Origin of the sequence: Rhizobium sp. HT1-10, from assembly GCF_049472505.1 — a bacterium.
Classification (GTDB): Bacteria; Pseudomonadota; Alphaproteobacteria; order Rhizobiales; family Rhizobiaceae; genus Rhizobium.
Window position 1 is genome coordinate 151,137 of sequence record NZ_JBCEBQ010000008.1, and the last position, 24,320, is coordinate 175,456.

Sequence of the window (24,320 nt, forward strand, 5' to 3'; positions counted from 1 at the left end):
GAGCTTGCCAAGCGCTTTCGGCAGGGCTCGATATTTTTTGGGCAAATGCTGGAAAAGCCCTGGTGGAGACGCTAGACCCGCTTCCAGTAAATAACTTTGGATCCGGGGTTTAGGACGCAAATGCACGCAAAGCAACCGATGTCGCTCGGAATTCTGGTGGTGGCGGCCGGTCGCGGCGAGCGCGCCGGATCGCCGCAAGACGGCCCAAAACAATATCGCACCATCGGCAGCAAGGCGATCATCGCCCATACGCTTGAAGGGTTCATGACATGGCCGCACCATTCGGCAATTGTCGTTGTTATTCATCGCGATGACGAGGCGCTTTTCTCGACGGCTTCGGCCGGGCTTGCTGAGAATGTGTCGGTCGCGAGTACCTTCGGCGGCGCCACGCGCCAGCAGTCCGTTCTGGCCGGGCTGCGATCGCTCAAGGGATCCGACGTCACCCACGTCCTGATCCACGATGCCGTCCGCCCGTTTTTTAACCATGCGCTGCTCGACGATATCCGCTCGGCGCTGGAGGGCGGAGCGCTGGCGGTGCTGCCGGCAACGCCGGTGACGGATACGCTGAAACGGATCAACGCCGATCGTCTGGTGACGGAAACCGTCGCCCGCGCCGGGCTCTATGCCGCCCAGACACCGCAGGCTTTCGAATTCACCGCGATCCTGGAGGCGCACGAAAAGGCAGCCCTCGACGGCCGCACCGATTTCACCGACGATGCATCGATTGCCGAGTGGGCGGGCATCCCGGTAAGGCTCGTGGCCGGCATTGCGGACAATATCAAGCTTACGGTTGCAAGGGACATCAGCATGGCGGATGACAGACTATCGGCCCACCTTCCCGACGTCAGGACGGGCAACGGTTACGACGTGCACCAACTGGAACCGGGTGATGGCGTGACACTTTGCGGCGTCTTTCTGCCGCACGACCAGCGGCTCAAAGGCCATTCGGATGCCGATGTGGCCCTGCACGCGCTGACCGACGCGCTACTCGCCACCTGCGGTGCCGGCGATATCGGCGACCATTTCCCGCCGAGCGACCCCCAATGGAAGGGCGCGGCCTCGCGCATCTTCATCGAGCACGCGGCAAAGATGGTGCGCGAAAACGGCGGCACGATCATGAATGCCGACGTGACACTGATCGCCGAAGCACCCAAGATCGGACCGCGCCGCCTCGAGATGCGCCAGGCGCTTTCGACCTTTCTCGGCATCGGCATCGACCGCTGTTCGGTCAAGGCCACGACGAATGAAGAAATCGGCTTCGTCGGCCGCCGTGAGGGCATCGCAGCCATCGCCACGGCGACGGTCGTCTACCGGGGAGGCAAAGCATGAGCACCTTCGACAGTCCCGTTGCCACCCTGGCCGAGCAGCTCGTGACGCTCTGCAAGGCGCGCGGCCTGATGGTGGCGACGGCCGAGTCCTGTACCGGAGGTCTGATTGCAGGCGCCCTTACGGATATCGCCGGATCGTCCGCCGTCGTTGATCGCGGTTTCGTCACCTATACCAACACGGCCAAAATGGAGATGCTCGGCGTCCAGGCCGCAACGCTGGCAGCCTATGGCGCGGTGTCGCGCGAGACGGCGTTGCAGATGGTCCAGGGTGCCCTCTTCCGCTCGCGCGCAGCCTTGGCTGTTGCGGTCACCGGCATTGCCGGACCCGGCGGCGGCTCCGTCGACAAGCCGGTCGGGCTTGTCCATCTCGCCGCGCGATCGCTTGACGGCAAAATCCTGCATCGGGAAATGCGCTACGGCGATCTGGGTCGCGATGAAGTCCGGCTGGCAACGGTTGCGACCGCACTGGAAATGCTGCTGGAACTGGCTCAGGCGTAGATCTTGCCGGCCCGCGTCTCGAAGGCTTCGGTGAACATGCGGAAGGCGCGGTCGAACATCGATCCCATCAGCGCGCCGAGGATGCGGCTCTTGAATTCGTAGTCGATGAAAAAGTCGATGGTGCAGCCGCCATCGGCGGTCGGCTGGAAGGCCCAGCGGTTGTTCAGGTATTTGAACGGGCCATCGACATACTGCACGTCGATGACATGCTCCGCCCGGTTGAGCAGAACCTGCGTCGTGAAGGTCTCGCGGATGGCCTTGTAGCCCACCGTCATGTCGGCAACCAGCAGGGTCTTGCCGTCGCGCTCCTTGCGGCTGCGCACGACAAGGCCGTTGCACAGCGGCAGGAACTCCGGATAGCGCTCGACGTCGGCGACGAGGTCGAACATCTGATCGGGGGTATGGGGAACCGGGCGGTGGGTTTCGAACTTTGGCATCAGCCGCAATTAAGCGGGCGCGCCGATAAGATCAAGAAGCACGCCCATCTGTCGCCGTGATTTCAGTTGAAAAACCGGCACATTTGGGCCGTCTTCAACAAGGGCGGCGACGATACGCGGCGAAAAGCGATTCTCGAATGTCCAGATGAAGCGCAGGAACTCCCAGTCCAGTTTCTCTGGGCAACCTGGCGCCATCTCCGGGCGCGTCCTTCCCAACCAGCGTAGCCAGCGTGTGGTCACACCCAGCAGGCATACACGGCGCGACATCCGAACCCAGACGACGATATCCGTACGTGGTAGGCGGATATCGAATGTCGATGGGCTTGTCCCATCCATCACCCAGCGCTCGGCAGATGTCATTGCGGCCGTAAGCGTCCGCTGCTCCTCTTTGTCGCGCTGAACCCAGCCGGGAAGCCAGAGAATGTCGCGATCAACCGAAATATACTGAAGGTCGAAATGTGCCGCAACGATCTGGGAAAAGGTCGACTTGCCGCCTCCGGAGCATCCGATCACGAGGATCCGATCGGCGGCTTTTATCCTGTTTGCGGCATCCGTGATGTCCGTCACGTAGTTGGGGCCTTGAGGATTCGACGCTTCCCGCATTGTCCGCCTCCCTCTTTTTCCGCACAGCCGCGTTCTGAGGTCAGGACCTGGAATTAAGCGCGGGCCCACGGCATCACCAAATGACGGCCGGGCCCACCTTATTGCCCGCCCTACTCAGCAGCCATCAGCACCTTTCGCTCGCGCGCCGCCCGCAGCCGCGCGAAATCGTCGCCGGCATGGTGGGACGAGCGGGTGAGCGGGCTGGAAGCGACCATCAGGAAGCCCTTGGTGTAAGCGACCGTCTCGTAGGACTTGAACTCGTCAGGGGTGACGAAGCTCATGACCGCATGGTGCTTGCGGGTTGGCTGCAGATACTGGCCGATGGTCAGGAAGTCGACGTCGGCGGTGCGCAGGTCGTCCATCAGCTGCAGCACCTCATTACGCTCCTCGCCGAGGCCGACCATGATGCCGGACTTGGTGAACATCGTCGGATCGAGTTCCTTGACCCGCTGCAGCAGGCGGATGGAGTGGAAATAGCGGGCGCCGGGGCGGACGGTCAGGTAGTTGCCGGGTACCGTTTCCATGTTGTGGTTAAAGACATCGGGTTTGGCGGCAACGACCCGCTCCAGCGCGCCGGGCCTCTTCAGGAAGTCGGGGGTGAGGATTTCGATGGTGGTGAAGGGCGATGCGGCGCGGATCGCCCAGATGACCTTCTCGAAATGCTCGGCGCCGCCATCGGCGAGGTCGTCTCGGTCGACCGAGGTGATGACGACGTGGCTGAGGCCCATTTCCTTGACGGCCTTGGCGACGTTTTCCGGTTCGGCCATGTCGAGCGCGTTCGGCTTGCCCGTCGAGACGTTGCAGAAGGCGCAGGCGCGGGTGCAGATCTCGCCCATGATCATGAAGGTCGCGTGCTTCTTGTCCCAGCACTCGCCGATGTTGGGGCAGCCGGCCTCTTCGCAGACCGTGACCAGCTTGTGTTCCTTGACGATGGCGCGCGTCTCGGCATAGCCCTTCGAGGTCGGCGCCTTGACGCGGATCCACTCCGGCTTGCGCAGCACCTCGGTATCGGGCTTGTGGGCCTTCTCCGGATGGCGGATGCGCAAGGCCGATGGATTGATGGTGTCGAGAATCGTGACCATAACGTTCTTTCTGCTGCCTCAGGCGGCAAACCTATCGCTGGACGAGCCGGGCGAAGAATATCAGGATGCAGGCACCGATGAAACCGGTGATGAAGAAGCCCATGCGCGTGTCTGCGACCGCCACATGGAACTGGCCGAGGATGGCGTTCGCAACCACCGAGCCGACGATGCCGAGAACGATATTCAACAGGATGCCATAACGCGCTTCCATCAGCTTGCCAGCGAGCCAGCCGGCAAGTCCGCCGATGATGATTGCGCCAATCCAACCTACGCCCATGACCCTGTCCTTATCCCCAGGCTATCGCTCGCGCCAGCAACACCACAATGATGGCGCCGACGGTTGCATGAATGATCTGCACGACCAGCAGATTTTGGATGCCGAGCGAAATGCCCAGCGCGTGAAACAGAAAGCCGCCGACAAAAGCGCCGATGACGCCGCTCAGCAGGCAGCTGAGAAGACCGCCGCCGCCGACCACGAGGCTGGCCAGAAAGCCGGCAACGAGGCCGATCAGCAGGAATATGACCCAAGGCTGCGATAGAATTTCCATGATAATCTCCTGTGTATTGACGCCCCCGAATAGAGGGCGCGTGCGGCGATTATCAAGCGTTCAGCGCGCGGCCGTAGGCATCGAGGGATGCTTCCTTCATCGTTTCCGACACGGTCGGATGCGGGAAGATCGTGTGCATCAGCTCTTCTTCCGTCGTCTCCAGGTTCATGGCGATGACGAAGCCCTGGATCAGTTCGGTGACTTCGGCGCCGACCATGTGGGCACCGAGGAGCTCACCGGTCTTGTTGTCGAAGATCACCTTGCAGAGGCCCTGGTCTTCGCCGAGCGCGATGGCCTTGCCGTTGGCTGCAAAGGGGAAGCGGCCGACGCGGATGTCGCGGCCGAGTTCCTTGGCCTTGGCTTCGGTGAGACCGACGGAAGCGACCTGCGGGTTGCAGTAGGTGCAGCCCGGAACCTTGCTCTTGTCGGTGGCATGCACATTGGGCAGGCCGGCGATCTTCTCGACGCAGACGACGCCTTCGTGCTCGGCCTTGTGGGCGAGCATCGGCGGACCGGCGACGTCGCCGATGGCGTAGAGGCCGGGAACGTTGGTCTTGCCGTAGCCGTCGATGACGACGCAGCCACGGTCCGTCTTCACGCCGAGAGCCTCGAGGCCGAGATTTTCGATGTTGCCGACGACGCCGACGGCCGAGATCATCCGGTCGGCGGTGATCTGCTGGCTCTTGCCATCCTTGGTCTCGATGGTGGCTGTGATGCTGTCGGCCGACTTGTCGACCTTGGTGACCTTGGCGTCGAGAATGAACTTCAGGCCGCGCTTCTCGAGCTGCTTCTTGGCGATGCCGGAGATTTCGACATCCTCCACCGGCATGATCGACGACATGACTTCAACAACGGTCACGTCGACGCCCATGGAGCGATAGAAGCTGGCAAATTCGATGCCGATGGCGCCGGAGCCCATGACGAGCAGAGTCTTCGGCAGGAAGTCAGGCTTCATCGCCTCGAAATAGGTCCAGATCAGCTTGCCATCGGGCTCTATGCCGGGCAGCGCACGCGGACGGGCGCCGGTCGCGACGATGATGTGCTTGGCGTTATAGGTGCCGTCTTCGCTCTTGATGTTCTTCGGCAGAGGGTTCTGCGGCTGCACGGCCGGCTTCTTCGACTTGGTAACGACGATCTCGCCGGGCTTGGTGATCTTCGCCTCGCCCCAGATCACGTCGATCTTGTTCTTCTTCATCAGGAAGGCGACGCCGCCGGTCAGCCGCGCGGAAACGCCGCGCGAACGGGCGACAACAGCCGTGACGTCAGGCTTGACGGTGCCTTCCAGCACGAGGCCATAGTCCTTGAAGTGATTGGCGTGGTCCATCACCTCGGCCGAGCGCAGCAGCGCCTTGGTCGGGATGCAGCCCCAGTTCAGGCAGATGCCGCCGAGATGCTCGCGCTCGACGATCGCCGTCTTCAGGCCGAGCTGGGCCGCGCGCACTGCTGCCACGTAGCCGCCGGGACCAGAGCCGATGATAATGACGTCGTAGTTCTCTGCCATCTTAGTTCCTGTTTTGTCGTGGGCGGCCGCAGGTATCCCCATGGCCAGCCGAGATATCAATCAAAGTCCGAGCATCATCCGCACCATCGGCTCAAGGCCGCGGCCGAGCGCCCGGGTGTTTTCAACGTCGAGATGAACACCGTCGAGCGGTGTGGTGACGGCAACCGAGGCTCCGTCGAAGAAGCCGCAGCCCGTCTCGTCCGCTAGATCGCGATAGAGCGTTGCCAGCTTTGCCGATTCCTCGATGCCGCCGGCAAACATGGCCGCAAACGGCGCATTGGCCGTTTCGCAGAGGATCGGCGGCGCGACGATCAGGATTTCCGGTGCGTCGTAATCGAAGGACCAATCGTGATGCCGGATCAGAGCGATCAGCCGTTCGATGCCCTGGCAGGCCGCAAAGGCCGAACCCGCGACCACCGGCTTCATGTCGTTGGTGCCCAGCAGAATGACAACGAGATCGATCGGCGCATGGGTTTCCAGCAGCGTCGGCAGCACGCGGGTACCGTTGCGATCGCAATCGGCGAGATTGTCGTCGAAGGCGGTTGTGCGGCCATTCAGGCCTTCCGCGATAACGCGGACCTTGCCGCCGAGGGACTCTTGCAGAACGCTCGGCCAGCGGTTCTCGAATTGATGGCGGCCGAGGGTTTCGGCGTCATAGCCCCAGGTCAGGGAATCGCCGTAGCAGAGAACAGTTTTCATGGCGCTCATCGAGCTTCATTCCCCAATGTCAGTCCGAGCCAGGCGAAACCCATTTTCACTTGCCCTTCATCAGCATGTCGATCTTGCGTTCGAGCTCGAATATCCGATCCTCGAAATCGCCGGCGACCAACCGCGACATCATCGTATCCGCCGTCAGAGCCTGCCGGACGGTCTTTTGTCTGCTTTCCAGCTTGTCCAGCCGCTCTTTTACGTCCTGAAACTGCTCCCGCATTTCAGCGCGCATCTCGCGCAGCATAGGCATAATCACATCTTTCGGATCATCTGCCATAGCCTATCTCCCGGGCACCCTTACGCCTGGAACAAATATGGAGATGCGTCCGCCAAATGTCACGGCCTGCCTTCGACGCGGTCGGCAGACGGCCGCAACAGTGTTGCGGCCGGTTTTCCTTAGACGAGCATGCCCATCGGGTTCTCGATGTAGCCCTTGAACGCGCCCAGCAGCTGTGCCCCAAGCGCGCCGTCGACGCTACGGTGATCGGTCGACAGCGTGACGCTCATCACGGTCGCAATCGCCATCTCGCCGTTCTTTACGATGACGCGCTGCTCGCCGGCGCCAACGGCCAGGATGGTCGAGTGCGGCGGGTTGATGACGGCGGCAAATTCCTTGACGCCCATCATGCCCATGTTCGACACCGAGGTGGTGCCGCCCTGGAACTCTTCCGGCTTCAGCTTGCGATCCTTGGCACGCTTGCCGAGGTCCTTCATCTCGTTGGAGATGACAGACAGGGTCTTAAGCTCAGCCTTGCGGATGATCGGCGTGATCAGGCCGCCCGGGATGGAAACGGCGACGCCGACATCCACGTGCTTGTGCTTGACCATGGCATTCTCTGTCCACGACACGTTGGCATCAGGCACATCGCGCAAGGCAAGCGCCATGGCCTTGATGATCATGTCGTTGACCGACAGCTTGTAGGCCGGCGCGCTGTCCTTGCGCGGTGCGGCATCGTTGAGCTGCGCGCGCAACGCCATCAGGGCGTCGAGATTGCAATCCACCGTCACGTAGAAATGCGGAATGGTCTGCTTGGATTCGACCAGGCGCTTGGCGATGATCTTGCGCATGTTGTCATGCGGCACGAGATCGTAGGAGCCAGCTTCGAACAGCTTCATGACGGCTTCGTCCGACGCACCCTTGGGGGCGCTGGCAGCCGGTGCAGAAGCCGGCGTTGCAGCAGGCGCGGATGCCGTCTTGGCACCGCCACCGGCGACAGCGGCTTCGATGTCGCTCTTGACGACACGACCATACGGACCGGAGCCCGAGACGGCCGACAGATCGATGCCCGCTTCCTTGGCGAGGCGACGGGCGAGCGGCGAAGAGAAGGTCCTGTTACCGCTAGCAGCGACCGGCGTTGCTTTTGGTGCGGCAGGTGCTGCGGGAGCCACGGCCGGCGCATCCGCCTTAACCTGTTCCTCGGCCTTGGCAGCGGGCGCTGCTTCCGGCTTCGCTGCCGGTTCTGCAGCTGGAGCAGCGGATCCGGCACCGCTGGCAGCAGCACCGACATCCTCGCCATCGGCGGCAAGCACGGCAATCAACGCGTTGACCTTTACGCCCTGGGTGCCGGCGGCAACGACGAGCTTGGCAACGGTGCCTTCGTCGATCGCCTCGACTTCCATGGTGGCCTTGTCGGTTTCGATCTCGGCCAGCACGTCGCCGGACTTTACCTGATCGCCTTCCTTGACCAGCCACTTGGAGAGAGTACCCTCCTCCATGGTCGGCGACAGGGCAGGCATGGTGATGTTAATAGGCATCGAGAGACCTTCCCCTTATTTGTAGCAGACGGCTTTCACCGCATCGACCACTTCGCCGACGTTCGGAAGCGCGAGCTTTTCGAGGTTTGCAGCGTAGGGCATCGGAACGTCCTTGCCGGCGATCGTCAGGATCGGCGCATCGAGATAATCGAAGGCCTGCTGCATGACGCGGGTGGCGATTTCCGTGCCGACCGAGTTCTGCGGATAGCCTTCCTCGACGGTGACCAGGCGACCGGTCTTCTTCACCGATTCGATGACGGTCGGCAGATCCATCGGGCGCAGCGTGCGCAGATCGATCAGTTCGACGTCGATACCGAGCTGCTCGAGTTCGGCAACCGCCTTGACCGCATAGGTCATGCCGATGCCGAAGGAGACGACCGTCACGTCCTTGCCGGTGCGGTGGATACGCGCCTTGCCGATCGGCAGCACGAAATTGTCCATCTTCGGCACGTCGAAATGCTGGCCGTAGAGGATTTCGTTCTCGAGGAAGACGACCGGGTTCGGATCGCGGATGGCGGCCTTCAGCAGTCCCTTGGCGTCGGCTGCCGTGTAGGGCATGACGACCTTGAGGCCTGGGATCTGGCTGTACCAGGCCGAGTAGTCCTGGCTGTGCTGGGCGCCAACGCGGGCTGCAGCGCCGTTCGGGCCGCGGAAGACGATCGGCGCACCCATCTGGCCGCCGGACATGTAGAGCGTCTTGGCGGCAGAGTTGATGATCTGGTCGATGGCCTGCATGGCGAAGTTGAAGGTCATGAATTCGACGATCGGCTTCAGGCCCGACATGGCGGCACCGACGCCGACGCCGGCAAAGCCGTGCTCGGTGATCGGGGTGTCGACGACGCGGCGCGGGCCGAATTCCTGCAGCAGACCCTGGGTCACCTTGTAGGCGCCCTGGTATTCCGCCACTTCCTCGCCCATGACGAAAACATTTTCGTCAGCGCGCATTTCTTCGGCCATGGCGTCGCGAAGCGCGTCGCGCACCGTGGTCGAGACCATTTCGGTCCCGGCCGGGATGTCGGGATCGGCAGCGACGTGGGCCTTCGGCTGGGCCGGGACCTTGCTGTCGGCACGGGCGGTCGGCTCGTCGGCAGACTGGCGGGCCTTGCCGCCGGCATCGTTGCTGGCTGCAGCCGGAGTATCAGCATCGGCCTTGGGTGCTGCAGCCTGCTGCGTCTCGGCACCGGCGTTCATCGCATCGGCGCTCTCACCTTCGGCAAGCAGGATGGCGATCTTGGCGTTGACCTTCACGCCCTGGGTGCCTTCGGCGACCAGGAGCTTGCCGATCGTGCCTTCGTCAACGGCTTCGACTTCCATCGTCGCCTTGTCGGTTTCGATTTCGGCAATGACGTCGCCGGAGACGACCTTGTCGCCTTCCTTCTTCAGCCATTTGGACAGTGTGCCTTCTTCCATCGTCGGAGAGAGGGCGGGCATCAGGATATCGATAGGCATTGGGTTCCCTCCCCGATCAGAGCAGAATGTCTGTGTAGAGCTCGGATGCATCCGGCTCCGGCGTGGATTGGGCGAAATCAGCGCTGTCGGCGACGATATCGCGAACATCCTTGTCGATCGCCTTCAGATCGTCTTCGGAAGCCCAGCCCTTTTCGACGAGACGCAGCCGAACCTGTTCGATCGGGTCATGTTCCGAGCGCATCTTCTGCACTTCGTCCTTGGAGCGATACTTCGCCGGGTCGGACATGGAGTGACCGCGATAACGATAGGTCAGCATTTCCAGGATGATCGGGCCCTTGCCGGAACGGCAATGCTCGAGCGCCTCATCGGCGGCAGCCTTGACGGCGCGCACATCCATGCCATCGACCTGGATACCGGGAATGCCGAAGCCAACGCCGCGCAGCGAATAGTTGGACTGTGCGGTGGCGCGGGCCGTGGACGTCCCCATGGCGTAGCGGTTGTTCTCGACGATATAGATGATCGGCAGCTTCCAGAGGGCTGCCATGTTGAAGCTCTCGTAGACCTGGCCCTGGTTGGCCGCACCGTCGCCGAAATAGGAGACGGCAACGTTGTCATTGCCGCGGTACTTGTTGGCGAAGGCGAGACCCGTGCCGAGCGAGACCTGCGCGCCGACAATGCCGTGGCCGCCATAGAAATGCTTCTCTTTCGAGAACATGTGCATGGAGCCGCCCTTGCCGTGCGAATAGCCGGTGCTGCGGCCGGTAAGCTCGGCCATCACGCCGCGGGCTTCCATGCCGCAAGCCAGCATGTGGCCGTGGTCGCGGTAGGCGGTGATCACTTGATCACCTTCCTTCTGCGCCATCTGCATGCCGACGACGACAGCTTCCTGGCCGATATAGAGATGACAGAATCCGCCGATGAACCCCATACCGTACAACTGTCCGGCCTTTTCCTCGAAACGCCGGATCAACAGCATTTCGCGATAGGCTTTCAGCTCCTCATCACGATCGAAATCAGCGATAGGACCGCCGTTTGATTCGTTGCGTGGCAGCTTGGACGTTTTCCGGTTGGAAACGGACGCGGTTTTCGGCGCCATTCAACCCTCCCCTGTGTGATTAGCATCGATCAATGGTGCCGCGTAACATAGGGAAGATTAACAGATGCAGCAATGCCATAAACGCATGGCTAGTATTCAATATAAGTCACTGAAAAATAAATAAAAACGTCGATTAACCGAAATTCGGTTAATCGTCTATTTGGTGAAGATGACGATTTCGTTGTCCTTGGAATAGTCAAGCTGATAGCGCGCCTTTTCGTCGAGCATGTCCTTGTCGAGCGAGCCGTCGCTAAGCAAGGCGACCTCTTTTTCAAGGTGCTGGCGCTTGGCTACCAGCTCCGACAGGTCCTTGGCCCGCGCCAGACGCTGCTTCTCCAGAACCTCCGTCGCCCGCAACCCGTAATCGCCATGCACGCAGTGATAGCCGAAGTAGGAAACGAAGGCGATCGTGATTGCCGGGAGGACCAGATGTCCGAGACGCTTCTTCTTATGATATTTAGTCCACATGGTCGCCTGCCCGTACGCTGTACCTTGGCTCAGACACTAGACGGTAGAGATTAACCGTCCGTTGACCGTGTTTGGAGAACGTGAGGAAACTGCGGACGGAGACGCCAAGCGGGGATGCCGAGGAGCTCAACCGGCTGTTCCACATCTTTCTGTGGCCCGGACACATGCGCCCGACATGTCTCCCCTCACTCTTATGCTTGTCAAAGGAATCCAGCTGCGGCGCATCTGCGCGGTAAGAAACCGTGTCCTGGCGACAAAGAAGGTCCGGCGCGCCCAAGTCTGGGCGCACTGGATCCCTGCGACGAGCACAGGGATGACGGAAGCTGCATTCCGCAACAAAAAACCGCGCCCGAAGGCGCGGTTGGTGGCAAGCGGTGCGGTGATGAATCAGCCGCGCAGGATGGATGTGCCGGCGTAGCGAGCCTGCGGGCCGAGCATTTCTTCGATGCGGATCAGCTGGTTGTACTTGGCCAGACGGTCGGAGCGCGACAGCGAGCCGGTCTTGATCTGTCCGCAGTTGGTGGCAACAGCGAGATCGGCAATGGTCGAGTCCTCGGTTTCGCCCGAGCGGTGCGACATGACGGCGGTGTAGCCGGCCTTGTGCGCCGTTTCGACGGCATCGAGGGTTTCCGTCAGCGTGCCGATCTGGTTGACCTTCACGAGGATCGAGTTGGCAACGCCCATCTTGATGCCGTCGCGCAGACGCGAGGAGTTGGTGACGAACAGATCGTCGCCGACCAGCTGGGTGGTCTTGCCGGCAAGCTCCGTCAGGGTCTTCCAGCCTTCCCAGTCGTCTTCCGACATGCCGTCTTCGATCGACAGGATCGGGTACTTGGCAGCCAGTTCGGCCAGGTATTCGGCCATGGCGCCCGGCTCCAGCGTGCGGCCTTCGCCTTCGAGAACGTACTTGCCATCCTTGAAGAATTCCGTCGCGGCGCAGTCGAGGCCGAGGTAGATGTCTTCGCCCGGGGTGTAGCCGGCCTTTTCGATCGACTTCATGATGAAGTCGAGGGCTTCAGGCGCGCTCTTCAGGCCCGGTGCGAAACCGCCTTCGTCACCGACGTTGGTGTTGTGACCCTGGGCCGACAGTTCCTTCTTCAGAACGTGGAAGACTTCCGAACCCATGCGAACCGCGTCGCTGAAGGTTTCGGCGCCGACAGGCATGATCATGAATTCCTGGAAATCGATCGGATTGTCGGCATGGGCGCCGCCGTTGATGATGTTCATCATCGGAACCGGCAGCAGGCTGGCATAGGCGCCGCCGACATAGCGGTAGAGCGGCAGGTCGGCGCTCTGGGCAGCGGCCTTGGCCACGGCGAGCGACACGCCGAGAATGGCGTTGGCGCCGAGGCGGGACTTGTTGGGGGTGCCGTCCAGCTCCATCATCAGGTTGTCGATCAGGATCTGGTTCTCGGCGTCGAGGCCGCCGATGGCTTCGAAGATTTCGGTGTCGACGGCTTCGACGGCCTTCTCGACGCCCTTGCCGTGGTAGCGCTTGCCACCGTCGCGCAGTTCGACGGCTTCGTGAGCACCGGTCGAGGCGCCCGATGGGACGGCAGCGCGGCCCATGCTGCCATCTTCCAGGTAGACATCGACTTCAACGGTCGGATTGCCGCGGCTGTCGAGAATCTCGCGGGCGATAATGTCGGTAATTGCGGTCATGGCTGGTTCCTGCTCGCTGGTTATAAATCGATTGAAATCTCTTAATCGAAGGCGTGGAAATTACAATGGTACCCACGCGCTTCGAATGAGGGAGCGTTAAGGCCGACTAAACTAGGTTCATGTCAGCCTGTTGAACGCTCTCCTCAGGATGTCAGGCCTTGGCGATGGCGTCGAAAGCCAACAGCTTTTCGAGAAGCCGCGGCATGTCCTTGAGATGGACCATGTTCGGGCCATCCGATGGTGCGTGGTCGGGGTCTTCATGAGTCTCGACAAAAACGCCGGCCACGCCAACGGCAACAGCCGCGCGTGCAAGGGTCTCGACGAATTCGCGCTGGCCGCCGGACGAGCCACCCTGCCCACCCGGCTGCTGCACGGAGTGAGTCGCGTCGAAGATCACAGGGGCGCCCATCGCCGCCATGATCGGCAGCGAGCGCATGTCGGACACAAGCGTGTTGTAGCCGAAGGAGGCGCCTCGTTCGCAGAGCAGGATGTTCGGGTTGCCGCTGTCGTTGAGCTTGGCGAGCACGTTCTTCATGTCCCAGGGCGCAAGGAACTGGCCCTTCTTGACATTGATGATCCTGCCGGTCTTGGCGGCGGCAACAAGAAGATCGGTCTGGCGCGACAGGAAGGCCGGGATCTGCAGGACATCCACGGTCTTGGCAACGATGGCGCACTGCTCTTCCGTATGGATGTCGGTGAGAACAGGAAAGCCATATTCTTTCTTCAGGTCGGCGAAGATCTCGAGCGCCGCCTCCAGTCCCAGGCCGCGCTGGGCGGAGAGCGACGTACGGTTGGCCTTGTCGAAGGACGACTTGTAGACGAGACCGATGCCGAGCGAAGCACACAGCTCCTTGAGCTTACCGGCCATCGTGAAGGCATGGTCGCGGCTCTCCATCTGGCAGGGACCGGCGATCAGCGACAGGCGCTTGCTGTTGGAAAAGACGACCTTGCCGGGACCTTCGCCGGCGACCACGTCTGAATTTGTCGGATGGCTCATGCTGTCTCCTCGAAGGCGAACAATGCCCCCTGCCCGGGAGCCGACTTCACCAAGATAGTGTTGCTCTTGCGCGTGTAGGTCACGCCGTTAGCAGCCAAATGCGCCTCTGTCACGGAAAGATCAAGCACCGCAAAGACGATCGCTCGTCCGAAAAGGCCCGCGTCGGCGCCTCCCGTACCCGTCTCGTAAAAGGCCTGCATACCCTCCTCGTTCAAGATGTCGATCCGCCCGTTCGCCGCCTCGACAGTGGTGCCGAAGGAATGCGGAGGCAATGCGGCGCCCCGCGCCACTTCGCTGACAAAGTCCGAAAATGCCGACGGATCGCGCGCCGACAGCACCACGCGAGAGATGCCGACGACCCCGTTGGCATGCTGCTCCAGGACCGCGCGGTCAGACGGCAAGGGATTGATGCGCTGACAGGTAAAGGCGAAGAAGTCGGGCGCGCGCAGATCGGCGGCGAAGGCAAGACGAAAGCCGGCCACCGATTCGCTCCCATCGGGCATCCGCATCGGCCGGCTGAATTCCAGCATCTGGCCGGCCGACAGCGCCATTGCCCGAAAGCGGTTGTCGTCGGCCTCTGCATCCTCGGTCCCGAATACCATCGCCGAGAAGCCGTCATCTCCAACCCGGAAGCGGAAAGCCTGGTCCCGGGCCGTGAACACATTGCCATCAACGGCCGTATCTTCGCATTCCGAGAGACTGGCGACCGCAAGCGGCTCGAGATAGGTCTTGTCGGCAAAGAAAACGCAGGCATTTTCGGTGCCGAAGGGGTGACGGGCCTCTGCGGCGACCGTGAACCCCAGCTTTCCGAGACGCTCCCGCACCGATGCGAGGTCGCAGGTCGGTAGCACCAGATGATCGATCGGATAGGCAGCTGTCATAGGCATGTCCCCCTGGCGGCAAGACTTCGCAGCCGACTGCCCGATGATCGGGCAAAATGATGCGATTTCCAACCTCTTCACCGAAATTTAGTCCCTTGCGGAACACATATGGAACATATAGTGTCTGTTCTGGCTTTGTTTCGCACTTGGAGCTCGAAAATCAATGTTGACGCGCAAGCAACAGGAACTGCTTCTCTTCATTCATGAACGAATGAAGGAATCCGGTGTCCCTCCCTCCTTCGACGAGATGAAGGATGCGCTCGACCTCGCCTCCAAGTCCGGCATCCACCGACTGATCACGGCACTGGAAGAGCGCGGCTTCATACGCCGCCTGCCGAACAGGGCAAGGGCGATCGAGGTCATCAAACTACCCGATGCCTACAATGCCAGCCTGCAGCCGCGACGCGGCTTCTCGCCGAGCGTCATCGAGGGCAGCCTTGGCAAGACACAGCCTGCATCGACGCCGCCAAAGCCGGTGGCCGAGGATCGCAGCGGATCGGTATCGCTGCCGGTGATGGGGCGGATCGCGGCCGGTGTGCCGATTGCCGCCATCCAGAACAACACCCATGACATCATGGTGCCGTCTGACATGGTCGGCGCCGGTGAGCACTATGCGCTCGAAGTGCGCGGCGATTCGATGATCGAAGCCGGCATCTTCGATGGCGATACGGTCATCATCCGCAATGCCAGCACCGCAAGCCCAGGCGACATCATCGTTGCCCTGGTCGACGACGAGGAAGCGACGCTGAAGCGGTTTCGCCGCAAGGGCGCATCGATTGCGCTCGAGGCGGCCAATCCGGCCTATGAGACGCGCATCTTCGGACCTGACCGGGTCAAGATCCAGGGCCGGCTGGTGGGGCTTATTCGCCGCTATCACTGACCGGTGACGTTGCCGAAGCATCCGAGTAGGACGCCTTGCGCCAGTCATAGGCGCGATGGCGCTCCCATGGACGGTTTAAGCTGGTGAATGCAGGCAGGACGCGTGGCCTGTCGGGCGCAAGGTCGATTTCGACCGATCCCGATTTGCGCAGGGACGCGCCGGTATAGAGCGTCCCGCCGGAGCGGCAGCTTTGGGTCCGCAGTTTTATGGGGGTGACGACGATATCGGCGGTATCGCAGGCCGGCCCGAGATAGGCGGCATCGGAAATTGTCGAGACGATCTGCCCGTTGGCGAGCATGGCGACACACCAATCCCTTGCGTGACAGGCAAAGCCGCCGTCCGCCACACTCTCCAGTGCGGTTTCCATGGCCGTCCGCAGGATCTTTTGCTGTTGGCCGTCGAGGCGTGTCCGCGGGCTTCCGCGCGGCGCACGGGCGGGGGTCGATTGATCCGGCGCCAGCATCTTCGGCGGTGTTTCTCCTGAGATCGGCAGCGCCTTCAGCCATTGCTGGTAGATGAAGTCAGGCGGACGCTCGCGGTTCGGCTCCAAACGCCCGTCCTGCAGCAATGCAACCAGTTCGCCATCTTCCGAAATCAAGAGTTCGGACATTGGCTTCGGCGGCATGACAGCTGCAGCAAGGACCGAGGCTGCTATCAACACCGCTCCGGCGTGGCGCAGCGCGGTGCGCAGCAGGGTCATCAGCAGGAAGCCGACAATGATGGTCGGAAACAGCCAGAACGGCAGTCGCGCAAATGGCACATTTCCGCCCCAGCTGGCGACGGTACGGGCGATGTCCATGACGAGATCAAGTCCCCATCCGGTGACAACCCAGAAGATTCCATCGAAGCCGAAGGGCATCAGTAGCATCGCGATCATGCCGACGGGCATGACGAGGAACGAGACAATCGGCATGGCCGCAAGATTGGCGACCAAGCCATAGGTCGCCAAGCGATGAAAATGTTCGATCGAGAAGATGGCGGTCGAAGCACCGCCGATGAAGGACGTCGTGGCGATGCCGGCAAAGAAGCGGCCGATGAAGCGCACCGGCATGGGCGGCCGGAACGCGGCGAAGCGGCGCTCGCGGGCCGGCCGCCGCTTCCAGAGTGAATAGCCGGAGACAAGCGCAATCGTGGCCGCATAGGACATCTGAAAGCTCGGGCCGAGGATCTGGGAGGGCGAGAGAATGAGGATGGCGATCGCCGATAGCGCGACGTTGCGCAGGCTAAAGGACGGCCGGTCGAACAGCACAGCGACCAGCATGATCGCCATCATGATGAAGGCGCGCTCGGCCGAGACGCCGAAACCCGAAATGAAGTAGTAGGCGGTCACCGTTGCCAGTGCGCCGATGGCGGCGATCTTCTTGGTCGGCCAGGCCTGCGCCAGGCGGGGGAAGAGGCTCAGCCCATGCCGCAGCCCGACATAGAAGATACCGGCTGACAGCGCCATGTTCAGCCCCGAAATGGCGATGATGTGGGCGAGGCCCGAGACCCGCAGCGCCTCCGTCGTCTCCGGCGAAATGGCGCGACGCTGATCGTTGACCAGCGATGCTGCAAAGGCGCCGGTATCGCCTGGCAGCAGCATGCGGATGCGATCGCCGATGCGCCCCCTGAGAGCGGTCAGCCAACGGTCGGCGCGGTCGAGCACAGACCGCTCGCTGCTATCTTCTTCCGCCGACATCAGGCGCTGCGGCTGACCATAGAAAAATCCGTTGGCGCCTGTGCCGTCGAAATAGGCAGTGAAGGCGAAATCATGGAGGCTTGGCAATGCCGGGCCGGCCGGCGGACTGAGCCGCGCCCTGCCCTCGATGATGTCCCCGAGGTCGAATGGCACATCCTGGCCGCGCACCAGGACGGATATCTGATCGGGCGGCCGGCCCACGATCGGCCCCTCCGTCGCCAGCAAATCGAGCGTGTAGCGCCAGCGGCCCTGATCATCCACCTCACGCCGCTGCACCTGCCCGGTCACCGTCGTCGTCACAGGCGAATCCAGCATGATCGTCGAAGCGCGCCAGCTCTCCCATTGCGCCAGCAGCATGCCGGCCAGCACGAGGGTTGCGGCATAGGCCGCGTGCCGCATGTGGGGATGAAGATCCGGCTTGAAGGAAAGGACGAGGGCAGACACCAGACATGCGGCGGCGATACCGGTAACGGGCGAATCCATCGGCAACTCGAACCAGAGGATCGCCCCGAGCCCCATATATACGGGGGCGACCAGCACCCCCCGCCCATGCGACGCCTCTTCCGCCAGCATCCGAGCGGCGGCGATTCGCCCTGTCCAGGCAACGAAGATCGCGCGCTTCGGCCAGGGCACCGCCTGTTGGGTTCGCACAGGCGGTGTGCGCGGCGATAGGACAGCGACGAGACCGTCGCGCGACTGCTCGGCCAGCGAGAAAAGCGTTCGCTGCTGCGATTTTTGCTCCCGCGTTTCGAACTCAGCCATGCGCACTCAGCTCCGCCCGCAACGCTCACGCCAAGAGCATTTTTGCAACCTTTACTCGAATATCGCAACAAAAATCGATTGAAATGAGCTGATGCCCAAAGCCACGCACCGCACTTCAGAAACGCGCCCTTAACCGCGTTAAGCAGCGTCTGCCGATGGTGCCCAAAAGTTGATATCGCGATGCACAAATAGCGGACAGGGTAACTTGGCATTAGCGTCTGGATCATATAGCTAATCTTCAGACGCTTAACCCTTTGGTGCTTTTTTAAGGCACCAACCCGCCAAATCTTGGAGGATCTCATGACGGAACAAAGCGCGAAATTGACTTGGGGTGAAAAGACCGTCGACCTGCCGGTCAAGGTCGGCACCATCGGCCCCAGCGTCCTGGATATCGGCGCCCTCTACAAGAACACCGCCTCGTTCACCTACGACCCGGGCTTCACATCGACGGCATCCTGCGAGTCCAAGATCACCTATATCGACGGTGACGAAGGCGTGCTGCTGCACCGCGGTTATCCGATCGAACAGCTGGCGGAAAAGGGCGACTTTCTCGAAGTCTGCTATCTCCTTCTCTACGGCGAACTGCCGACCGCAGCGCAGAAGAAGGATTTCGACGATCGCGTCGTTCACCACACGATGGTGCATGAGCAGATGTCGCGGTTCTTCACCGGCTTCCGCAGGGATGCGCATCCGATGGCCGTCATGTGCGGCTGCGTCGGCGCACTTTCGGCCTTCTACCATGACTCGACCGACATCACCGATCCGCATCAGCGCATGGTCGCAAGCCTGCGCATGATCGCCAAGATGCCGACGCTGGCGGCAATGGCCTACAAGTATCATATCGGCCAGCCCTTCGTGTACCCGAAGAACGATCTCGACTATGCGTCGAACTTCCTGCGCATGTGCTTTGCCGTTCCTTGCGAAGAGTTCGAGGTCAATCCTGTCCTCGCCCGCGCCATGGACCGCATCTTCATCCTGCACGCAGACCACGAGCAGAACGCATCGACCTCGACCGTTCGTCTCGCCGGCTCGTCGGGTGCGAACCCGTTTGCCTGTATTGCGGCTGGTATTGCCTGCCTCTGGGGTCCCGCCCATGGCGGCGCCAATGAAGCGGCCTTGATGATGCTTCAGGAGATCGGCACGGTCGATCGCATTCCCGAATATATCGCTCGCGCCAAGGACAAGAACGATCCGTTCCGCCTGATGGGCTTCGGTCACCGCGTCTACAAGAACTACGATCCGCGCGCCAAGATCATGCAGAAGACGATGTATGAAGTCCTGGAAGCAACCGGCAATGCCGGCGATCCGCTGATGCAGGTAGCGCTCGAACTCGAGAAGATCGCTCTCAACGATCCCTATTTCATCGAGAAGAAGCTCTATCCGAACGTCGACTTCTATTCGGGCATCACTCTGCGTGCGCTCGGCTTCCCAACGGAAATGTTCACCGTGCTCTTCGCGCTTGCTCGCACCGTCGGCTGGATCGCCCAGTGGAACGAAATGATCGAGGATCCGCAGCAGCGCATCGGCCGTCCTCGCCAGCTCTACACCGGCGAAGCAAAGCGCGATTACACGCCCGTTTCCAGCCGCTAGAAACCGTCTGCATCGATGAAAAAACCCGCTCAGCGATGAGCGGGTTTTTTGTTGTCGAGCAGGCTGAGGACGATGGAGGCCGCCTTTTCTCCCGGCGGCACCTCGGTCTGCATCCTTTGCCAGACGAGATCGAAGCCTTCGATCATCGCCCGTCGCTGCGCCGTATCTCCACTTAGCCGCTCCAGCCAGCGAGCCAGGACGCCCGGCAGCAACATCTCGTTGATCTGCTCCGGCACGATGACATAATCGGCAATCAGATTGGGCAGTGCCGCCGTCCAAGTCTTGATGCGCTTGTGCAGCATCTTGACGATGAAGTCGGTGCTGTAGGTCGAGATCACGGGCACGCCGGTCAGCCCGAGCTCGAGGATGACGGTGCCGGAGGCTGCCATGGCCGCATCGGCTTGCGCAAAGGCGTCCCATTTTGCCGCAGAGCCGACGACGATTTCGGGTTTGATATCCCAGTCCGCGACCAGCGAGCGCACCAGTTCCTCACGTCTTGCAACGGTCGGCATCACGAATCGCATGGAATCGCTACGCCGGCTAAGTTCTTCCGCAGTGCTGCGAAAGAAGGGAATCAGGCGACTGATCTCGGAGGAACGTGAGCCGGGTAACAAAATAATCGTCTTTTTGTCGACTGATTCGCTGGCTGCCCTTACGGCGCGCTGTTGGCGCGCCTCGAGAAGGTCTGGATCCGTCACCAGTCGGTGACCGACATAGGTGGTGGGTGGTCCGCCGAGCCTTTTCATCACCTCCGGCTCGAATGGCAGGACTGCCAGCACATGGTCGACATAGTCGAGCATCTGCACGGCCCGGTATTCCTTCCAGGCCCAGACGCTCGGGCAGACATAGTTGACGATCGGCAGGTCCGGCAGGACGGCGCGCACACGCTTGGCCACGCGGTGGGTGAAGTCCGGGCTGTCGATGATGACGAGAATATCGGGCTTGGCTGCGATGATCGCCTTCGCCGTCAGCCCGATCAGGGAAATCAGGCGCGGCAGCTTGGCAATCACCTGAGTAAAGCCCATCAGCGACAGCTCGGAGAAGTCGTAGAGCGATTTCAGCCCCTGCGCCTCCAGCCCGTCGCCGCCGACACCGACCAGTTCGAGCGGCCTGTCTGTCTGCAGGCGCAATGCGGCGATCAGGTCGGCACCCAGCAGATCGCCGGAGACCTCGCCGGCTATGACAGCAACTTTCAAGGCAGCGCCGCTCATTGCAGGCCTCCGGATGGCAGTCCGCGATCAATGCCGAAAACAAACAGTCCGGCTTCATCCGCAGCGGCAATCGTCGCCTTCCGGTCGAGAATGAGCGCGCGCCCCGCTTCGACCGCTATGCCGCCAAGGCCCGCGTCTCGGGCATTGGTGATCGTCGACACGCCGATGGAGGGCAGATCGGCGCGGAGATCCTGCTGCGGCTTGCAGAGCTTGACCAGCACACCGCGGCGGCGCTGCGAAATACGCCCTGCTGCTCTCAGGCCCGCGACACGCTCGATCATCTGGTCGGTACCCTCGGCGCCTTCAAGCGCCACGATCCGGCCACCGACACTGACGGCACCCTGTCCGACATCCAGCATCCCCAGGGCATCGGCGGCCCTTGCGGCCTGCCGGATGTCGCGGAGATCCTCGTCTGATGGCTTGTGGCGGCCGAGCGTGCCTGTGGTGGCGAGGAGATCCGGCGCGATATCATGGGCGCCGATGACCCGGCGGCCCTTCACTTCGAGCAAGCCGATGACCATCTTCAACACGGTGTCGTCGCCCCCTGAGAGAAGCGTCTTCACGACCCGCGGCATCTTCACCATCGATTGCCAGGTGGGCCGGATTTCCCGCCATTCCGGGCGCCGGGCGACGCTGCCTGACATGACGATACGGCGAACGTCGTATCGGTCGAACAGCGCCTCGAACCCCTTGAAGTCGCCGACGCCCAGCAGCGCATGATCATAGGCGCTCCAGTCCCGCAGCACCTCGTCCTTGAGCACGACGATCACCGGATTTTCACCGGCCTCGCGCGCCGCGGAAGCGAGATAGACTGGCAGGGAACCGCTTCCGGCTATGATTGCCAGTCGCCCATCCCCATCACTCGGCTTGTCGGCCACCTTAGTTCTTGTTGCCGCGATGCGGCGACGACAAAGCGCGATCGCTATCGGCGGCGATGAAATCGAGGATCTGCATGACCTCGGCGCAGTCGACATATTCGCTGCGAATGGCAGCGGCGTTTTCGCGAATCGAACCCTCGCCCTCGAAGATTGTCTTGAAGGCGCGGCGAACGATGTGGATGACCGGGCGCTCTATGCCCGCGCGCGTCATGCCAACGACGTTGAGACCACCCAGGATACCCGGGTTGCCGTTCAGCATCCCGTAGGGGATGACATCGTAGTTGACGGCCGAGAGCCCACCGATGAAGGCCTGGCGGCCGACGCGGGTAAACTGGTGCACCGCGCAACCACCGCCGAGGATAGCCTTGTCTTCGATGACGACATGACCGGCCAGCATGACATTGTTGGACAGGATGACGTTGTTGCCGACGCGGCAATCGTGGGCGACGTGCGAGTTGGCCAGGAAGAGATTGTTGTTGCCAACGATCGTCTTGCCGCCGAACTCTGCCGTCCCCGCGTTCATCGTCACCCCTTCGCGGATGGTGCAATGGCTGCCGACGGTAAGGCTGGTGTCCTCGCCGCCGTGATGCACGCTCTGCGGATCGCCGCCAACCACAGCCATGGCATAAATCTTGGTGCCTTCGCCGATCGTCGTGCGGCCGGTCACCACTGCGTGGGTCAGCAATTGAACGTTGTCATGCAGCACTACCTTCGGGCCGACATGGCAGAAAGGTCCGACAAAAACGCCCTCGCCCAGGATTGCGCCGTCTTCGACGACAGCCATCGGATGAATGGTGGCGCTCTTTGGTGTTCCGCTCATGATTCTTCCTTGCGCACGATCATCGCGCCAATATCGGCCTCTGCGACCTTGGAGCCGTCAACCTTCGCATCGCAATGAAACTTCCAGATGTTGCCGCGCTGACGCTGCTTGACGACGTGGAACTCGACGCGATCGCCCGGCACCACCGGCTTGCGGAAGCGCGCGTTGTCGATCGTCATGAAGTACACGAGGCTGCCGCTCTGGCCTTCCTTGCGGGCGCAGATCGCGCCTGCCGTCTGTGCCATGCCTTCGATCAGCAGGACGCCCGGCATGATCGGCTGTTCCGGAAAATGGCCGGTGAAATGCGGTTCGTTGGCCGTCACGTTCTTGATGCCGATCGCCGAATTGTCGCCATCGATCTCGATGATTTTATCGACAAGCAAGAACGGGTAGCGATGGGGCAGCAGCTTCATGATCTCGAGGATATCAGCAGAGCCGAGTTCGGAGCGGGATTGATCAGTCATTTTCGCCGCCCCGCATCTTTTTTCGATTTCCAATCTTGGCCATTGTCTCAGCCATCTCCCTTAGAAAGTCTTTTATAGGTCGCGCCGGTACGCCGCCGTAGCGGCCGCCAGGCGCAAGATCAAATATCACGCCGCTTCCCGCGGCAAGCTGCGCGCCATCGCCGACATGGATATGCCCCGCAACACCCGCCTGCCCGCCGATCTGCACGCCGCTGCCGATCTTGGCGCTGCCTGCGATACCAACCTGGCTGACGATCGCCGTGTGGCGTCCTATGCGAACGTTGTGGCCGATCTGCGCCTGATTGTCGATCTTCGTCCCTTCGCCGATGACGGTGTCGTCCATGGTACCGCGATCGATCGTCGTGTTGGCGCCGATCTCGACATTGTCCTGGATGATGACGCGGCCGATCTGGACGATCTTCAGCATGCCGGCCGGGCCCGGAGCATAGCCGAAGCCATCCTGGCCGATCCGGGCGCCATTGTGGATGATGACATTGTTGCCGACATAGGCACAAAGCACGCTTGCGCCGGCACTGATCGAGCAATTGCGGCCGATCTTCACCCCTGCACCGATGACCGCGCCCGCGCCGATCTGGCTGCCCTCGCCGATCTCCGCATCGGCGCCGATGACGGCCATCGGCTCGATCAGGACATTGGCCTCCAATCGCGCCGTCGGGTCGACGAAGGCTGCCGGCGAGATGCCGCTCGCATCCTTGCCGACGGTGACGGCGCGCATGGCCTGCGGATGCAGCAAGGCACCAGCCTGCGCGAAGGCGGCATGCGGATTGTCCGATAGAAGAACGGGAATGTGAGACGGAATGATCGACTGTAGCGCCGTAGCGCAGATGATGGCTGAGGCGTTGCAGCTCCTCAGCTCGTCCATATTCTTCCGGGAAAGAATATAGCAGACATCCCCTTTTGCGGCCCGGTACACCGGGGCAACGGAATGGATGACAAGCTCCGAGAACTTCTCATCGGCAACTTCCGCCCCAAGATGATTGGCCAGCTCCCGAAGGCTGAGCCCATCATGGGGCGGGAAAAAACGGTTATATTCCATAAA

The 24,320-nt window shown here is 61.6% G+C and carries 25 protein-coding genes; 4 read left to right on the plus strand and 21 right to left on the minus strand.

The window, feature by feature from the left end; all coding sequences use genetic code 11:
• Window positions 1-120: 120 nt before the first annotated feature.
• Entirely contained in the window at window positions 121-1,329 is a 1,209-nt protein-coding gene (locus VH564_RS19435) for a bifunctional 2-C-methyl-D-erythritol 4-phosphate cytidylyltransferase/2-C-methyl-D-erythritol 2,4-cyclodiphosphate synthase (RefSeq protein WP_423341509.1), read from the plus strand.
• Entirely contained in the window at window positions 1,326-1,826 is a 501-nt protein-coding gene (locus VH564_RS19440) for a CinA family protein (protein ID WP_423341510.1), read from the plus strand. Before VH564_RS19435 ends, VH564_RS19440 begins: the two co-directional genes overlap by 4 nt.
• On the opposite strand, the gene VH564_RS19445 is transcribed toward VH564_RS19440, so the two are convergent.
• From VH564_RS19445 to VH564_RS19515, 15 genes are all read right to left on the minus strand, one after another.
• The gene (locus VH564_RS19445; protein WP_423341511.1) at window positions 1,817-2,263 is read right to left on the minus strand and encodes a type II toxin-antitoxin system RatA family toxin; all 447 of its coding nucleotides are present in this window, start codon (window positions 2,261-2,263) and stop codon (window positions 1,817-1,819) included. The genes VH564_RS19440 and VH564_RS19445 overlap by 10 nt on opposite strands.
• Before the next feature lie 9 nt (window positions 2,264-2,272).
• Window positions 2,273-2,866, minus strand: a complete 594-nt coding sequence (locus VH564_RS19450) for an AAA family ATPase (protein ID WP_423341512.1) — start codon at window positions 2,864-2,866, stop codon at window positions 2,273-2,275.
• Window positions 2,867-2,976: 110 nt separating this feature from the next.
• Entirely contained in the window at window positions 2,977-3,948 is a 972-nt protein-coding gene (gene lipA / locus VH564_RS19455) for a lipoyl synthase (RefSeq protein WP_423341513.1), read from the minus strand.
• Window positions 3,949-3,979: 31 nt separating this feature from the next.
• Complete coding sequence (locus VH564_RS19460; RefSeq protein ID WP_423341514.1) at window positions 3,980-4,225, minus strand: GlsB/YeaQ/YmgE family stress response membrane protein; 246 nt, start codon at window positions 4,223-4,225, stop codon at window positions 3,980-3,982.
• Window positions 4,226-4,235: 10 nt separating this feature from the next.
• On the minus strand, window positions 4,236-4,496 hold the full coding sequence (locus VH564_RS19465) for a GlsB/YeaQ/YmgE family stress response membrane protein (protein WP_423341515.1): 261 nt from the start codon (window positions 4,494-4,496) through the stop codon (window positions 4,236-4,238).
• A 52-nt stretch (window positions 4,497-4,548) separates the two neighbouring features.
• Entirely contained in the window at window positions 4,549-5,997 is a 1,449-nt protein-coding gene (gene lpdA / locus VH564_RS19470) for a dihydrolipoyl dehydrogenase (protein ID WP_423341516.1), read from the minus strand.
• Between the two features lie 60 nt (window positions 5,998-6,057).
• Window positions 6,058-6,696 carry an SGNH/GDSL hydrolase family protein gene (locus VH564_RS19475; protein WP_423341609.1) on the minus strand — a complete coding sequence of 213 codons (639 nt, stop codon included), beginning with the start codon at window positions 6,694-6,696 and terminating at the stop codon, window positions 6,058-6,060.
• Window positions 6,697-6,751: 55 nt separating this feature from the next.
• Entirely contained in the window at window positions 6,752-6,985 is a 234-nt protein-coding gene (locus tag VH564_RS19480; protein ID WP_423341517.1) for a hypothetical protein, read from the minus strand.
• 119 nt (window positions 6,986-7,104) lie between these two features.
• Window positions 7,105-8,463 (minus strand): pyruvate dehydrogenase complex dihydrolipoamide acetyltransferase, encoded by a 1,359-nt coding sequence (locus VH564_RS19485; protein WP_423341518.1) that lies wholly within the window; start codon window positions 8,461-8,463, stop codon window positions 7,105-7,107.
• Window positions 8,464-8,478: 15 nt separating this feature from the next.
• Entirely contained in the window at window positions 8,479-9,912 is a 1,434-nt protein-coding gene (locus tag VH564_RS19490) for a pyruvate dehydrogenase complex E1 component subunit beta (protein WP_423341519.1), read from the minus strand.
• Between the two features lie 16 nt (window positions 9,913-9,928).
• Window positions 9,929-10,969, minus strand: a complete 1,041-nt coding sequence (gene pdhA / locus VH564_RS19495; RefSeq protein ID WP_423341520.1) for a pyruvate dehydrogenase (acetyl-transferring) E1 component subunit alpha — start codon at window positions 10,967-10,969, stop codon at window positions 9,929-9,931.
• 156 nt (window positions 10,970-11,125) lie between these two features.
• Complete coding sequence (locus VH564_RS19500) at window positions 11,126-11,437, minus strand: FtsB family cell division protein (protein ID WP_423341521.1); 312 nt, start codon at window positions 11,435-11,437, stop codon at window positions 11,126-11,128.
• A gap of 387 nt (window positions 11,438-11,824) precedes the next feature.
• The gene (eno, locus tag VH564_RS19505) at window positions 11,825-13,099 is read right to left on the minus strand and encodes a phosphopyruvate hydratase (protein ID WP_423341522.1); all 1,275 of its coding nucleotides are present in this window, start codon (window positions 13,097-13,099) and stop codon (window positions 11,825-11,827) included.
• Window positions 13,100-13,250: 151 nt separating this feature from the next.
• Complete coding sequence (kdsA, locus tag VH564_RS19510) at window positions 13,251-14,096, minus strand: 3-deoxy-8-phosphooctulonate synthase (RefSeq protein WP_423341523.1); 846 nt, start codon at window positions 14,094-14,096, stop codon at window positions 13,251-13,253.
• Entirely contained in the window at window positions 14,093-14,977 is an 885-nt protein-coding gene (locus VH564_RS19515) for a VOC family protein (protein WP_423341524.1), read from the minus strand. Before VH564_RS19515 ends, kdsA begins: the two co-directional genes overlap by 4 nt.
• A gap of 163 nt (window positions 14,978-15,140) precedes the next feature.
• On the opposite strand from VH564_RS19515, the gene lexA reads away from it, so the two are divergent.
• Entirely contained in the window at window positions 15,141-15,857 is a 717-nt protein-coding gene (gene lexA, locus VH564_RS19520; RefSeq protein ID WP_423341525.1) for a transcriptional repressor LexA, read from the plus strand.
• On the opposite strand, the gene VH564_RS19525 is transcribed toward lexA, so the two are convergent.
• Window positions 15,838-18,297 carry a ComEC/Rec2 family competence protein gene (locus tag VH564_RS19525; RefSeq protein ID WP_423341526.1) on the minus strand — a complete coding sequence of 820 codons (2,460 nt, stop codon included), beginning with the start codon at window positions 18,295-18,297 and terminating at the stop codon, window positions 15,838-15,840. The genes lexA and VH564_RS19525 overlap by 20 nt on opposite strands.
• Before the next feature lie 300 nt (window positions 18,298-18,597).
• Between VH564_RS19525 and gltA the strand changes: the two genes are divergently transcribed.
• Entirely contained in the window at window positions 18,598-19,887 is a 1,290-nt protein-coding gene (gene gltA / locus VH564_RS19530; protein WP_423341527.1) for a citrate synthase, read from the plus strand.
• Between the two features lie 29 nt (window positions 19,888-19,916).
• On the opposite strand, the gene lpxB is transcribed toward gltA, so the two are convergent.
• Genes lpxB through lpxD form a run of 5 tightly spaced genes read right to left on the minus strand, consistent with a single transcriptional unit; the run spans window position 19,917 to window position 24,317 of the window.
• Window positions 19,917-21,098 carry a lipid-A-disaccharide synthase gene (lpxB, locus tag VH564_RS19535; protein WP_423341528.1) on the minus strand — a complete coding sequence of 394 codons (1,182 nt, stop codon included), beginning with the start codon at window positions 21,096-21,098 and terminating at the stop codon, window positions 19,917-19,919.
• A complete protein-coding gene (locus VH564_RS19540; RefSeq protein WP_423341529.1) occupies window positions 21,095-21,976 on the minus strand; it encodes an LpxI family protein in 882 nt (293 codons plus the stop codon). The genes lpxB and VH564_RS19540 overlap by 4 nt, the downstream gene beginning before the upstream one ends.
• 1 nt (window position 21,977) lies before the next feature.
• Window positions 21,978-22,796, minus strand: a complete 819-nt coding sequence (lpxA, locus tag VH564_RS19545; RefSeq protein ID WP_423341530.1) for an acyl-ACP--UDP-N-acetylglucosamine O-acyltransferase — start codon at window positions 22,794-22,796, stop codon at window positions 21,978-21,980.
• On the minus strand, window positions 22,793-23,260 hold the full coding sequence (fabZ, locus tag VH564_RS19550) for a 3-hydroxyacyl-ACP dehydratase FabZ (RefSeq protein ID WP_423341531.1): 468 nt from the start codon (window positions 23,258-23,260) through the stop codon (window positions 22,793-22,795). Before fabZ ends, lpxA begins: the two co-directional genes overlap by 4 nt.
• The gene (gene lpxD / locus VH564_RS19555; RefSeq protein WP_423341532.1) at window positions 23,253-24,317 is read right to left on the minus strand and encodes a UDP-3-O-(3-hydroxymyristoyl)glucosamine N-acyltransferase; all 1,065 of its coding nucleotides are present in this window, start codon (window positions 24,315-24,317) and stop codon (window positions 23,253-23,255) included. Before lpxD ends, fabZ begins: the two co-directional genes overlap by 8 nt.
• Window positions 24,318-24,320: the final 3 nt, after the last annotated feature.

Bases quoted from the DNA above. Each gene is read 5' to 3' on its own strand.
- VH564_RS19435 (WP_423341509.1), top strand. From the start codon at position 121: ATGCACGCAAAGCAACCGATGTCGCTCGGAATTCTGGTGGTGGCGGCC.
- VH564_RS19440 (WP_423341510.1), top strand. From the start codon at position 1,326: ATGAGCACCTTCGACAGTCCCGTTGCCACCCTGGCCGAGCAGCTCGTG.
- VH564_RS19445 (WP_423341511.1), bottom strand. From the start codon at position 2,263: ATGCCAAAGTTCGAAACCCACCGCCCGGTTCCCCATACCCCCGATCAG.
- VH564_RS19450 (WP_423341512.1), bottom strand. From the start codon at position 2,866: ATGCGGGAAGCGTCGAATCCTCAAGGCCCCAACTACGTGACGGACATC.
- lipA (WP_423341513.1), bottom strand. From the start codon at position 3,948: ATGGTCACGATTCTCGACACCATCAATCCATCGGCCTTGCGCATCCGC.
- VH564_RS19460 (WP_423341514.1), bottom strand. From the start codon at position 4,225: ATGGGCGTAGGTTGGATTGGCGCAATCATCATCGGCGGACTTGCCGGC.
- VH564_RS19465 (WP_423341515.1), bottom strand. From the start codon at position 4,496: ATGGAAATTCTATCGCAGCCTTGGGTCATATTCCTGCTGATCGGCCTC.
- lpdA (WP_423341516.1), bottom strand. From the start codon at position 5,997: ATGGCAGAGAACTACGACGTCATTATCATCGGCTCTGGTCCCGGCGGC.
- VH564_RS19475 (WP_423341609.1), bottom strand. From the start codon at position 6,696: ATGAAAACTGTTCTCTGCTACGGCGATTCCCTGACCTGGGGCTATGAC.
- VH564_RS19480 (WP_423341517.1), bottom strand. From the start codon at position 6,985: ATGGCAGATGATCCGAAAGATGTGATTATGCCTATGCTGCGCGAGATG.
- VH564_RS19485 (WP_423341518.1), bottom strand. From the start codon at position 8,463: ATGCCTATTAACATCACCATGCCTGCCCTGTCGCCGACCATGGAGGAG.
- VH564_RS19490 (WP_423341519.1), bottom strand. From the start codon at position 9,912: ATGCCTATCGATATCCTGATGCCCGCCCTCTCTCCGACGATGGAAGAA.
- pdhA (WP_423341520.1), bottom strand. From the start codon at position 10,969: ATGGCGCCGAAAACCGCGTCCGTTTCCAACCGGAAAACGTCCAAGCTG.
- VH564_RS19500 (WP_423341521.1), bottom strand. From the start codon at position 11,437: ATGTGGACTAAATATCATAAGAAGAAGCGTCTCGGACATCTGGTCCTC.
- eno (WP_423341522.1), bottom strand. From the start codon at position 13,099: ATGACCGCAATTACCGACATTATCGCCCGCGAGATTCTCGACAGCCGC.
- kdsA (WP_423341523.1), bottom strand. From the start codon at position 14,096: ATGAGCCATCCGACAAATTCAGACGTGGTCGCCGGCGAAGGTCCCGGC.
- VH564_RS19515 (WP_423341524.1), bottom strand. From the start codon at position 14,977: ATGACAGCTGCCTATCCGATCGATCATCTGGTGCTACCGACCTGCGAC.
- lexA (WP_423341525.1), top strand. From the start codon at position 15,141: ATGTTGACGCGCAAGCAACAGGAACTGCTTCTCTTCATTCATGAACGA.
- VH564_RS19525 (WP_423341526.1), bottom strand. From the start codon at position 18,297: ATGGCTGAGTTCGAAACGCGGGAGCAAAAATCGCAGCAGCGAACGCTT.
- gltA (WP_423341527.1), top strand. From the start codon at position 18,598: ATGACGGAACAAAGCGCGAAATTGACTTGGGGTGAAAAGACCGTCGAC.
- lpxB (WP_423341528.1), bottom strand. From the start codon at position 21,098: ATGAGCGGCGCTGCCTTGAAAGTTGCTGTCATAGCCGGCGAGGTCTCC.
- lpxA (WP_423341530.1), bottom strand. From the start codon at position 22,796: ATGAGCGGAACACCAAAGAGCGCCACCATTCATCCGATGGCTGTCGTC.
- fabZ (WP_423341531.1), bottom strand. From the start codon at position 23,260: ATGACTGATCAATCCCGCTCCGAACTCGGCTCTGCTGATATCCTCGAG.
- lpxD (WP_423341532.1), bottom strand. From the start codon at position 24,317: ATGGAATATAACCGTTTTTTCCCGCCCCATGATGGGCTCAGCCTTCGG.